The organism is Ectothiorhodospira mobilis (genome assembly GCF_900114895.1).
Taxonomy (GTDB): domain Bacteria; phylum Pseudomonadota; class Gammaproteobacteria; order Ectothiorhodospirales; family Ectothiorhodospiraceae; genus Ectothiorhodospira; species Ectothiorhodospira mobilis_A.
This window is the reverse complement of sequence record NZ_FOUO01000003.1, coordinates 178,124-189,816: the sequence shown is the minus strand read 5'-3', so window position 1 is coordinate 189,816 and position 11,693 is coordinate 178,124. Positions and strand designations below refer to the sequence as shown.

The 11,693-nt window shown below is 68.8% G+C and carries 11 protein-coding genes and 1 tRNA gene; 7 read left to right on the top strand and 5 right to left on the bottom strand.

The window, feature by feature from the left end:
* Positions 1-4: 4 nt before the first annotated feature.
* Together BM214_RS03795 and cowN are read left to right on the top strand one after the other, a co-directional pair.
* Positions 5-928, top strand: a complete 924-nt coding sequence (locus tag BM214_RS03795; protein ID WP_090483870.1) for a DUF808 domain-containing protein — start codon at positions 5-7, stop codon at positions 926-928.
* Between the two features lie 253 nt (positions 929-1,181).
* On the top strand, positions 1,182-1,484 hold the full coding sequence (gene cowN / locus BM214_RS12565) for a N(2)-fixation sustaining protein CowN (protein ID WP_090483869.1): 303 nt from the start codon (positions 1,182-1,184) through the stop codon (positions 1,482-1,484).
* Positions 1,485-1,699: 215 nt separating this feature from the next.
* Here the strand turns inward: cowN and BM214_RS03785 are convergent.
* Positions 1,700-1,789, bottom strand: a tRNA-Ser gene (locus BM214_RS03785).
* Between the two features lie 116 nt (positions 1,790-1,905).
* Between BM214_RS03785 and mltF the strand changes: the two genes are divergently transcribed.
* Complete coding sequence (gene mltF, locus BM214_RS03780; protein ID WP_244887828.1) at positions 1,906-3,369, top strand: membrane-bound lytic murein transglycosylase MltF; 1,464 nt, start codon at positions 1,906-1,908, stop codon at positions 3,367-3,369.
* Here the strand turns inward: mltF and tadA are convergent.
* Complete coding sequence (gene tadA / locus BM214_RS03775) at positions 3,364-3,867, bottom strand: tRNA adenosine(34) deaminase TadA (protein ID WP_090483868.1); 504 nt, start codon at positions 3,865-3,867, stop codon at positions 3,364-3,366. The two genes, mltF and tadA, sit on opposite strands and share 6 nt — an antisense overlap.
* A 71-nt stretch (positions 3,868-3,938) precedes the next feature.
* Between tadA and BM214_RS03770 the strand changes: the two genes are divergently transcribed.
* Positions 3,939-4,802, top strand: a complete 864-nt coding sequence (locus BM214_RS03770) for an HDOD domain-containing protein (RefSeq protein WP_244887827.1) — start codon at positions 3,939-3,941, stop codon at positions 4,800-4,802.
* A 3-nt stretch (positions 4,803-4,805) separates the two neighbouring features.
* On the opposite strand, the gene guaA is transcribed toward BM214_RS03770, so the two are convergent.
* Both guaA and guaB read right to left on the bottom strand, forming a co-directional pair.
* Positions 4,806-6,383 (bottom strand): glutamine-hydrolyzing GMP synthase, encoded by a 1,578-nt coding sequence (gene guaA / locus BM214_RS03765; RefSeq protein WP_090483866.1) that lies wholly within the window; start codon positions 6,381-6,383, stop codon positions 4,806-4,808.
* A gap of 4 nt (positions 6,384-6,387) precedes the next feature.
* Entirely contained in the window at positions 6,388-7,851 is a 1,464-nt protein-coding gene (guaB, locus tag BM214_RS03760; RefSeq protein ID WP_090483916.1) for an IMP dehydrogenase, read from the bottom strand.
* Positions 7,852-7,967: 116 nt separating this feature from the next.
* On the opposite strand from guaB, the gene xseA reads away from it, so the two are divergent.
* Complete coding sequence (xseA, locus tag BM214_RS03755; protein ID WP_090483865.1) at positions 7,968-9,332, top strand: exodeoxyribonuclease VII large subunit; 1,365 nt, start codon at positions 7,968-7,970, stop codon at positions 9,330-9,332.
* Between the two features lie 16 nt (positions 9,333-9,348).
* Here the strand turns inward: xseA and BM214_RS03750 are convergent, their stop codons facing one another.
* Positions 9,349-10,113 (bottom strand): HAD family hydrolase, encoded by a 765-nt coding sequence (locus tag BM214_RS03750; RefSeq protein WP_090483864.1) that lies wholly within the window; start codon positions 10,111-10,113, stop codon positions 9,349-9,351.
* 167 nt (positions 10,114-10,280) lie between these two features.
* Here BM214_RS03750 and dksA point away from each other — a divergent pair, with 167 nt between their 5' ends.
* Both dksA and gluQRS read left to right on the top strand, forming a co-directional pair.
* Positions 10,281-10,736 carry an RNA polymerase-binding protein DksA gene (gene dksA, locus BM214_RS03745; RefSeq protein ID WP_090483863.1) on the top strand — a complete coding sequence of 152 codons (456 nt, stop codon included), beginning with the start codon at positions 10,281-10,283 and terminating at the stop codon, positions 10,734-10,736.
* 80 nt (positions 10,737-10,816) lie between these two features.
* The gene (gene gluQRS / locus BM214_RS03740) at positions 10,817-11,683 is read left to right on the top strand and encodes a tRNA glutamyl-Q(34) synthetase GluQRS (protein WP_090483862.1); all 867 of its coding nucleotides are present in this window, start codon (positions 10,817-10,819) and stop codon (positions 11,681-11,683) included.
* Positions 11,684-11,693 lie beyond the last annotated feature (10 nt).

Genomic DNA, 11,693 nt, shown 5'->3' with positions numbered 1-11,693 from the left:
GCCCATGGCCGCCGCCGGACTTCTTGCACTGCTGGACGACATCGCCACCCTGCTGGACGACGTGGCCGTCTACTCCAAGGTCGCCGCCAAGAACACCGCCGGGGTACTGGGGGACGACCTGGCCCTCAATGCCCAGCAGGTCAGCGGCGTACAAGCCCAACGCGAGCTGCCGGTAGTCTGGGCGGTGGCCAAGGGTTCGCTTCTCAACAAGCTGATGCTGGTGCCGGCGGCATTGCTCATCAGCGCCTTCATCCCCTGGCTGATCACGCCCCTGCTGATGGCCGGGGGCCTGTTCCTCTGCTTCGAGGGCTTCGAGAAGATCAGCCACAAATGGCTGCACGACGCCGAGGAAGAAGAGGCCCACCACCAGGAACTGACCCGGGCGGCCCGGGACGCATCGGTGGACATGCGCGCCGCCGAGGGGGAACAGATCCGCGGCGCCATCCGTACCGACTTCATCCTCTCCGCAGAGATCATCGTCATCGCCCTGGGGGCGACCCAGGATGCCGGCATCGGGACCCAGACCCTGGTGGTCTCCCTGGTTGCCCTGGCGGCCACCGTCGGGGTCTATGGCCTGGTGGCGGGCATCGTGAAATTCGACGATGCCGGCCTGGCCCTGATGCGGCGTTCCGGGGAAACCCCTTGGGGTCGGTTCAAGCAGAAGGCGGGAGAGGGGATCCTCTACATCGCCCCCAAGATCATGCGGCTGATATCGGTGGTGGGCATGGCCGCCATGTTCCTGGTGGGTGGTGGCATCCTGGTCCACGGCCTCCCCTTCCTGCACCACCGGGTCGAGGACCTCACCCACGGTCTGGATGGCCTTATCGGCATCACCGCCGTGGGCGCGGCCAACGCCGCGACGGGCCTGGTGGCCGGAGCGCTGGTGCTGGCCGTGGTGGAGGGTTTCAAGCGGGCCAGAGGGGCCTGAGCCGCGTGCCCTGAATTCAACCCGCCTGAGAGCGCAGCGCGCTGGGATCACAAATGCAGTCATCCAGGGCACACGTCCCATACCGGGCCGCCGGGGGCCAATCCCCCACGATCCCTGTCGCCTTCCCCACAATCCCCGCATTCCCCTGCCCCACCGACCAGAAATACCTTTAACATTCAGTCAGTTGGGCGCTCACCGCAAACTGGCCCGCTCCTTGCATTTTCTTGCGAAACCCTGCACCCAGGAGCCCCCCGTGAGCCGGCCCGACCTTGATCCCGACGCCATCCAAGCCCGCTACATCAGCTTCAAGGACCTGGACTGCGACGGCAACGCCCGCCGCGTCATGGAGCGGATCCAACACCACACCGCCGACCCGGCCCGACGATCCCCCTTCTGGGACTACTTCCTGGGCAAACGCCAACCCGCCTCGGGCCCCGCCCCCGATGACCTCTTCCTGATCCACGCCCACGTCAACACCATCCGGGAACTGTTCGAGGACTGCGACGACGAGGACGCCCTGGCCCTGCTGGACTGGGTGGAGGAGGCCTGCTGCTGAGGGGTGCCCATGGCCCAATCCGGGTTCGACGTTGAGTGTAAAGACCAGTGCCAGTCCCAAGCCCTGCACACAAAGTAAAACGCCCCGGAAGCCGAAGCCACCGGGGCGTTATCCTGTCGGGCCGGCAGGATGGGCCACGGGCATTTCAAGGCCGTCGATCACATGGGCGGACGGATACCCATCCCGATTCCAACCAAATGAGTCTGTTGGGTATATGGCGGAGAGGGAGGGATTCGAACCCTCGGTACGCTTGCGCGTACAACGGTTTTCGAGACCGCCCCGTTCGACCGCTCCGGCACCTCTCCTGGGGGCTTGCTGTTCTTCCCTTCCGCGATCCTGGGGGTGCGCTCGTGCAGGATGGGCCATGCCTTAGCCAGGGAAGTCTGGCATTATAGACCAGAACCAGCACCGTTTTAAGCCCTTGAAACGCCGACGACCGCACCCGACCGTAACCCAGCGCCTCGAGATCCTGGCCTTCTTCCTGGTGCTGGTGATCACACTGATGTTCGTGCTCATCCGGCCCATGACCCACCTGGAGCGGGTGAAGCACCGGGGGGAACTGGTGGTGGCCACGCGCATCGGCACCACCACCTTCCAGCCCTCGGGGGAAGGGGGCAGCGGCTTCGAACACGACCTGGTGAAGGCCTTCGCCAACCACCTGGGGGTGCAGGTGCGCTGGGTGGTGCCGGAGCGCTTCGAGGCCATCCTCTCCCTGACGCAGAACGGGCGGGTGGATCTGGCGGCTGCGGGCATCAGTGTCACCCAGGAGCGGCTGGGGCGGGTGCGTTTCGGACCCCATTATCAGCAGGTGACCGAGGAACTGGTCTACCGCAATGGGTCGTCACGGCCGGAGTCGATCCAGGACCTACGGGGCAGGCACATCGCGGTGGTGGCCGGCAGCAGCCACGAGGAGACCTTGCGCCGATTGGCCCGGCAGCATCCCTGGCTGGACTGGGAATCGGTTGCGCACGTGAGCCCGGATGAAATGCTGCGCCGCGTGGCCGAAGGGAGATTGGACTTGACCGTGGCCGATTCCAAGGAACTGGCCTCGGTGCGGCGGTTCTTCCCGGAGCTTCGGGTGGCCATGGAGCTCTCCGAGCCCCGCTTCATCGCCTGGGCCTTCCCCCCGGGCCGGGACACCTCCCTGGTGGAGTCGGCGGAGCGCTTCTTCGAACGCCTGGCGGCCAACGGCCGTTTGCAGCAGATCCGGGAGCGCCACTTCGGCCACGTGGACGTACTGGACTATCCGGGCCTGCTCACCTTCATGCAGCGGGTGCGGGAACGTCTGCCGGAGCTGGAGCCCCTGTTCCGTGAGGCCGGACGAAACTATGGGGTGGACTGGCGCCTGCTGGCGGCCATCAGCTATCAGGAATCCCACTGGAATCCGGAGGCGGTTTCGCGCACGGGGGTGCGCGGTCTCATGATGCTCACGCGGGCCACGGCAGGACAGGTGGGTGTATCGGACCGCACCGATCCCAGGGCCTCGGTGATGGGGGGGGCGGAATATCTGATGAGCCTGCGCCGGCGTCTGCCGGCGGACATCCGCGAACCGGACCGCACCTGGATGGCCCTGGCGGCCTACAACGTGGGCCTGGGTCACCTGGAGGATGCAAGGCGCATCACCGAGGCCCAGGGCAAGGATCCGGATCGCTGGATCGACGTCATGGAACACCTGCCGCTGCTCAGCCAGCGCCAGTGGTATCAGGACACACGCCATGGCTATGCCCGGGGGTGGGAACCGGTGCAGTATGTGCAGAACATCCGCAGCTTTTATGACATCATCAGCTGGTTTGCCCGTCCTGGGCGGGAGGTCACCCCTTCCCGCCCAGGACGGGAAGGGGCCAAGGGGACGGCCCTGCTGGAGATCCTGCCGCCAACCCTATGAGCGGGCGCGGCGGGCGCGGAAGAAGTCCCGCAGCAGGGTGCCGCATTCCTCCGCCATGAGGCCGCCCTGAACGGCGATGCGGTGGTGATGGATGGGCATATGGGTGAGGTCCACGCAGCCGCCCACGGCCCCGGTCTTGGGATCCGGGGCCCCGAAGACCAGACGCTCCACCCGGGCGTGCACCATGGCACCAAGGCACATACTGCACGGCTCCAGGGTGACGTAGAGGGTGCTGCCGGGCAGGCGGTAGTTGCCCTCGGCGCGCCCGGCCGCCCGCAGGGCCAGGATCTCGGCATGGGCGGTGGGATCGGCCAGGGCGATGGGGCGGTTGCGCCCCTCCCCCAGGATCCGCCCGTCGCGGCAGATCACCGCGCCCACGGGCACCTCCCCCTCGGCGGCGGACTGGCGGGCCCGCTCCAGCGCCCGGGCCATCCACTGCCGGTCCTTGGCCGCTGCGGCCGCCGCCCATGGATCGATGTAGGCCGCTCCAGGGTCCATGCTCAATAGGTGTGCCCTCGTTGCGGGCTCGGTATGCCATACTGAGTCCAGTTCACCATGCCTTCACCCCCGTGAAAAGAAATCTTCAACCCCGCGAGATCGTCGATACCTTCATCACCGATCTGCGCGATGATCTGCGGCGTAACGGGATCTATATCCCCACCCTGCCGGACATCTCCGTCCAGGCCCTGTTCACCATCAACCGCGAAGAAAGCTCCATCGACGAGGTCACCTCGCTGGTGGCCCATGACACGGCCATGGCGACGCGCCTGGTGCGCTATGCCAACAGCCCCGCCTATCGCGGCTATGCCCGTTGCTCCACCATCAAATCGGCCGTCACCCGCCTGGGCCTGGAGAAGACCAAACACCTGATCCTCTCGCTGGCGATGAAGGATGTATTCAATACCGGCCACCGGGGCATCCGCAGCCGCATGGAGACCCTGTGGAACCACAGTGTGGAGGTGGCCTTCCTCAGCACCCTGCTGGCCCGGCCCCACCGCCATCTGGACCCGGAGGTGGCCCTGCTGGCGGGTCTGGTGCACGACGTGGGCGTGATCCCCATCCTCATCAAGGCCAAGGACATCGACGTCATCGTGGAGAACGAAAAGCACCTGAACCTGATCACCGGCACGCTGCACATGGCCGTGGGTCGGGCCGTACTGCAGGCCTGGAACTTCGAGGATCCCCTGGTGGCGGTGGCCGCCGAACACGAAAACCTGGACCGGGACCCGGGGGAGGATGCCCCGGTGGACTACGTGGACATCGTGCAGGCGGCCAACATCGAGAGCTACCAGTCCACCCGCCACCGCCTCGCCAGCGTGGACCGCGCCCGGGTGCCGGCCCTGCGGCGCCTGGGCTGCACCCCCGAGGACCCCACCCTGCACTGGGATGAGGACCAGGCCGCCCTGGAGCAGGTCAGCCGGGTCTTCGTATAGCCGTCATTCCCACTCGATGGTGGCCGGCGGCTTGCCGGAGATGTCGTAGGTGACGCGGGAGATCCCCGGGATCTCGTTGATGATGCGCCGCGACACCCGGTCCAGGAATTCATAGGGCAGGTGCGCCCAGCGGGCGGTCATGAAGTCGATGGTCTCCACCGCGCGCAGGGCCACCACGAAGTCATAGCGGCGGCCATCCCCCATCACCCCCACCGACCTCACCGGCAGGAACACGGCGAAGGCCTGGGAGACCTGGTCGTAGAGGCCGTCGCGGCGCAGTTCCTCGATGAAGATGTGATCGGCCCGGCGCAGCAGATCGGCGTATTCCTTCTTCACCTCGCCAAGGATGCGCACCCCCAGGCCCGGCCCGGGGAAGGGATGGCGGTAGACCATCTCCGAGGGCAGGCCCAGTTCCACGCCGATGCGCCGCACCTCGTCCTTGAACAGCTCCCGCAGGGGTTCCACCAGCCCCAGCTTCATGGTCTCCGGCAGGCCGCCCACGTTGTGGTGGGACTTGATGACATGGGCCTTGCCCGTGCTGGAACCGGCGGACTCGATGACATCCGGATAGATGGTGCCCTGGGCCAGCCAGCGGGCGTTGGTGAGCCTTCCGGCCTCCTCGTCGAAGACCTCCACGAACAGCCGGCCGATGATACGGCGCTTCTCCTCCGGATCGGTCACCCCCTCCAGGGCCTTCAGGAACCGCTCCTCGGCATCCACGCGGATCACCCGCACGCCCATGTGCCGGGCGAAGGTGGCCATCACCTGGTCCCCCTCCTGGTGGCGCAACAGACCGGTGTCCACGAACACACAGGTGAGCTGGTCACCGATGGCCTTGTGCAGCAGGGCCCCCACCACGGAGGAATCCACCCCCCCGGAGAGCCCCAGGACCACGTGGTCCTCCCCCACCTGCTGGCGCACCCGGGCGGTCATGTCCTCGATGATGTTGCCCGGGGTCCACAGGTGCTCGCAGCCGCAGATGTCGTGCACGAAACGGGAGAGGATGCGCTTGCCCTGGGTGGTGTGGGTCACCTCCGGATGGAACTGCACGCCGTAGAAGCCGCGTTCCTCGTCGGCCATGCCGGCCACGGGGGCGGAATCGGTGGAGGCCATGACGCGAAAGCCCGGGGGCATCTCGCAGACGCGGTCGCCGTGGGACATCCACACGTCCAGCATCCCCTCGCCTTCGGGGGTGGTGTGGTCCTCGATGTCTTGCAGCAGGCGGGTGTGGCCCCGGGCGCGCACACGGGCGTAGCCGAATTCGCGGTGATCGGCCGCCTCCACGCGCCCGCCCAGCTGGGCGGCCATGGTCTGCATGCCGTAGCAGATCCCCAGCACGGGCACGCCCAACTCGAAGAGGGTCTGCGAGGCCCCCGGGGGGTCGCTCTCGTTCACCGACTCGGGGCCGCCGGAGAGGATGATGCCACTGGGGCGAAAGTCGCGGATGGCGGCCGCGTCCATGTCCCAGGGGTGGACCTCGGAATAGACCCCGCAATCCCGCACCCGGCGGGCGATGAGCTGGGTGTACTGGGATCCGAAGTCGATGATGAGGATGCGGTGGGCGTGGATGTCGGTGCTCATGGGGTCAGTCCATGCGGTAGTTGGGGGCTTCCTTGGTGATGGTCACGTCGTGGACGTGGCTCTCACGCATGCCCGCGTTGGTCACCCGCACGAAGCCGGGACGGGTGCGCATCTCCTCGATGTTGCGGCAGCCCACGTAGCCCATGGAGGAGCGCAGTCCGCCCACCAGCTGATGGATGATGGCGACGATGCTGCCCTTGTAGGGCACCCGGCCCTCGATGCCCTCGGGCACCAGCTTGTCGGCCCGGTCGCTGTCCTCCTCCTGGAAGTAGCGGTCGGAGGAACCCTGCTGCATGGCCCCCAGGGAACCCATGCCCCGGTAGGACTTGTAGGAACGGCCCTGGTAGAGCTCCACCTCTCCCGGTGCCTCCTCGGTGCCGGCGAAGAGGCTGCCCAGCATGACGGAATGGGCCCCGGCCGCCATGGCCTTGGCGAAATCCCCGGAGAAGCGCACGCCGCCGTCGGCGATGAGCGGCACGCCGGTCCCCTCCAGGGCCTGGCGCACGTTGTCGATGGCGGTGATCTGGGGCACCCCTACACCCGCCACGATGCGCGTGGTGCAGATGGAACCGGGGCCGATGCCCACCTTCACCGCATCCGCCCCGGCCTCCACCAGGGCCCGGGCCGCCTCACCGGTGGCGATGTTGCCGCCCACCACTTGCACCTCGGGAAAGTGCTTCTTCACCCAGGCCACCCGGTCCAGCACCCCCTGGGAATGGCCGTGGGCCGTATCCACCACGATCACGTCCACCCCGGCCTCCGCCAGGGCGGCACAGCGCTCCTCGGTGCCCTCGCCCACGCCCACGGCCGCGCCCACCCGCAGGCGGCCCTGGCTGTCCTTGGCGGCGTTTGGAAAGTCGGTGGACTTCTGGATATCCTTCACCGTGATCATGCCCCGCAGCTGGAAGCGGTCGTTCACCACCAGCACCTTCTCGATGCGGTGCTCATGCAGCAGGGCCTGCACCTCCTCCCGGCTGGCCCCTTCCCGCACCGTGACAAGGCGCTCCCGGGGGGTCATGATCTGGGAGACGGGGGCCTCCATGCGGCTCTCGAAGCGCAGGTCACGGCTGGTGACGATGCCCTCCAGGTCTTCGCCGCGCACCACCGGCACGCCGGAGATGTCGTTGGCCCGGGTGATGGCCAGGACCTCGCGGATGCTGGTGTCGGGGGAGACGGTGATGGGGTCGACGATGACCCCGCTCTCGTATTTCTTGACCACCCGCACCTGGTGCGCCTGGGCCTGGATGCTCATGTTCTTGTGCACGATGCCGATGCCCCCCTCCTGGGCGATGGCGATGGCCAGGCGTGCCTCGGTGACGGTATCCATGGCGGCGGACACCACGGGGATATTCAGATCGATCTCCCGGGTGAAGCGGGTGCGCAGATCCACGTCCCGGGGCATCACGTCGGAGTGGGACGGCAGCAGCAGGACATCATCGAAGGTAAGGGCTTCCTGAACGATACGCATGATCAATCTCGGAGGGACGCGTTGGTTAATCTTCCAATTATAAAGTGGCGCCCCGGGGCGGTAAACCTGAGTAGTGCACTAAACGAAGCCGGAAACCCTCCGGGCAGGGCCGGGGCATGAGCGGCGAGGACACGGCCGCCCCCGGACGGGGGGTGTTCACCGTATCCCAGCTCAATGAGGCGGTGCGGGATCACCTGGAGGGGGGATTCCCCCTGGTGCGGGTGGAGGGGGAGTTGTCCAACCTGGCCCGCCCCGCCTCGGGACACCTCTATTTCTCCCTCAAGGACGCCGATGCCCAGGTGCGCTGCGCCCTCTTCCGCAACCGCGCCCGGCTGCTGGGCTTTCGCCCGGACAACGGCATGCAGGTGCTGGCCCGGGCGCGGGTGAGCCTGTACGCCCCCCGCGGGGACTACCAGCTCATCATCGAGCACCTGGAGGAGGCGGGGGACGGCGCCCTGCGGCGCGCCTTCGAGGAACTGCGCCGCCGGCTGCAGGCCGAGGGGCTGTTCGACACCGGCATCAAGCGTCCCCTGCCCCCCTTCCCGCGGCGGGTGGGGGTCATCACCTCCCCCACCGGGGCGGCCATCCGGGACATCCTCTCGGTACTGCGCCGCCGCTGCCCCGCCCTGCCGGTGCTGGTGCACCCGGTGCCGGTACAGGGCACGGAGGCGGCCCCGCGCATCGTCCGCGCCCTGGAACGGGCCGGGCGGCGGGGGGACTGCGACGTGCTCATCCTGGCCCGGGGCGGGGGCTCCCTGGAGGACCTGTGGGCCTTCAACGAGGAGGCCGTGGCCCGGGCCATCCGCGCCTGTCCCGTGCCGGTGGTCACCGGCGTGGGCCACGAAACGGACGTGACCATCGCCGACTTCGCCGCCGACCTGCGCGCCGCCACCCCCTCCGCCGCCGCCGAGCTGGCCAGCCCCGACGGGGGCGCCCTGCTGCAGCGGGTGAAGCGCCTGGAGGACCTGCTGCTGATGCGCTTCCAGCGCCGCATCGAGACCGGCCAGCGGCGCCTGACGGAACTGGAGCAGCGCCTGCGCCGGCAGCATCCGGAACGCCGCCTGCAGGAGCGGGGGCAGCGCCTGGACGAACTGGAACAGCGCCTGCACGGCGCCATGGGGCGCACCCTGCGCGGTCAGGGGGAACGCCTGCAGGGGCTGGGCCTGCGCCTGCGGCGGGCCTCGCCTCGGTCCAGGATCCAGGCCCTGGGGCAACACCGGGATCACCTGTCCGGGCGTCTGCAACGGGCCATGGACCTGCGCCTGGAACGGCTGGGGCACCGCCTGGCGGTGCAGGCCCGCAGCCTGCATGCCGTCAGCCCCCTGGCCACCCTGGGGCGGGGCTACAGCATCCTCCTGAACGCGGCGGGCGAGGTGGTGCGCTCGGCCCAACAGGCCCCGCCCGGCAGCCGGCTGCAGGCCCGCCTGGCCCGGGGGCAGCTGCACTGCCGCGTGGAGGCCGACGGGGAAGACCCGTCATGACCTGCCTTACCGGGGATCAGGACTGGGCCATCAGGGCCCGCAGCCAGTCCAGATCCACCACCCCGGATTCCGGGGCCGGGCCGTGCAGGGCGCGGCAGGGCTTCTCCGGCGTCCCCAGACGGTCCAGCACCGCCAGGGCCCCGTCCAGGGGGTCCCCGGCGGTGTAGGCGTTCACCGTCACCAGGGTGGGCAGCCCCGCCGCCCGTGCCGCCGTCAGGCCCTGGCGCGAGTCCTCGATGGCCAGACAGGCCCCGGGGGGCAGCCCCAGGTGTTGCAGGACGTAGTGATAGATGTCGGGGGCCGGCTTCTTGTGGGGCACCACATCCCCGGCGCCGATGACCCGGAACCAGTCCCGGGCCTCCCGCCCCAGGTTGGCCTCCAGCAGGGTCTCCACATTGGCCGGCGAGGTGGTGGTGGCGATGGCCAGGGTCAGCCCCGCCTCCCGCGCCTGGCACAGCACCCGCTCCACCCCAGGACGCAGGGGGATACGGCCCCGCTCCAGCAGGGAGACGAAATGGGCCGTCTTGCGGGTGTGCAACTCCGCCACGAAACGCTCCATATCCCCCGGCGGGGTGAAATCCGGTCGGTGCAGGCGCAGGTAATGACGGATACGCTCCTTGCCGCCGGTCACCTCCAGCAATTCGCCGTAGAGTTCCTCGGACCAGTGCCAGTCCAGGCCCCTGTCCCGGAAGGCGGCGTTGAAGGCCTCCCGGTGTCCGTGCCGTTCGGTATCCGCCAGGGTCCCGTCCACATCCCAGATCAGGGCCTGCAATGAAGCCATTACGCCGTTCCTCCGGTGGTTCTAATGGGGTCTGCGGGGAGACTACTATCTTCCGCGCGGGAATCCGAGTGGCGGGACCGCGCAACCATGGGCGGGCGCAAGTTGCGCCCCGCTGGATTCTCTGGTATCTAGACTCGCCCTTTGGACAATCAGGAGTGGTCGAAGCGATGGCCCCCAGCAAGCAGAAGCCGGAGAGCAGCGGCAAGCTGTCCCGGCCCGAAGACGGGATCCCCCCCTACCAGCCCGCGGAGGGGGAGGAGTACATGAACAAGGAGCAGAGGGAGCATTTCCGCAGGATCCTCCAGGCCTGGAAGCAGCAGCTCATGGAGGAGGTGGACCGCACCATGGGCCACATGAAGGAGGACGCCGCCAACTTCGCCGACCCCTCGGACCGGGCCAGCCAGGAGGAGGAATTCAGCCTGGAACTGCGCACCCGCGACCGGGAACGCAAGCTGATCCGCAAGATCGACGAGGCCCTGAACGACATCGACAACGGCGACTACGGCTACTGCGAGGCCTGCGGCGTGGAGATCGGCATCCGCCGCCTGGAGGCCCGGCCCACGGCGACGCTGTGCATCGACTGCAAGACCCTGCAGGAGATCAAGGAAAAGCAGATGGCCTGATGGCGCCCGTGCGGCCGCGAGCCATTCCACCCCGGCGGCGCTCCCCCGCCGCCCCAGCCACCGGGGGCTGAGGGCCTGCCTTGGCCCCCGGGACCTACACCGGCCGTTTCGCCCCCTCCCCCACCGGTCCGCTGCATGCCGGCTCCCTGGTGGCGGCGGTGGCCTCCTGGCTGGATGCCCGCGCCCATGGCGGCATCTGGCGGGTGCGCATCGAGGACCTGGACCCTCCGCGGGAGATGCCTGGGGCCGCGAGCGCCATCCTGCGCACCCTGGAGGCCCACGCCCTGCATTGGGATGGCGAGGTGCTCTTCCAGCACACCCGCCAGGCCGCCTACGAGGCGGCCATGGAGACCCTGCGGTCCCGGGGCCAGGCCTATGACTGCGGCTGCACCCGCCGCGAGATCGCCGCCGTGGCGGTCCAGGGCCCCGAAGGCCCGGTGTATCCCGGCACCTGCCGCCGGGGGCTGCCGCCGGGCAAGGCCCCCCGCGCCCTGCGGGTGCGCACCCACGACACCCCCATCGTCTTCACCGACCGCCTCCAGGGCCCGGTCCGCCAGTGCCTGGAGACGCAGACCGGGGACTTCGTCATCCGCCGCGCCGACGGCCTCACCGCCTATCAACTGGCGGTGGTGGTGGACGATGCCCACCAGGGGATCACCCACGTGGTGCGCGGCGTGGACCTGCTGCCCTCCACCCCCCGACAGATCCATCTGCAGCGCCTGCTGGGCCTGGCCACCCCCGCCTACCTGCATCACCCCGTGATCCTGGATGCGGGTGGCCGCAAGCTCTCCAAGCAGACCCACGCCCCGCCGGTGGACGATGCCCGCCCGGGGGAGAACCTGGCCGCGGCCCTCACCTTCCTGGGGCTGCCCCCGCCGGAACCCGCCCCCCCGGCGCAACTGCTGGCCTGGGCCGCCGCCCGCTGGCCCCACCGCAACGAACCCTGAGCCGGGCCCC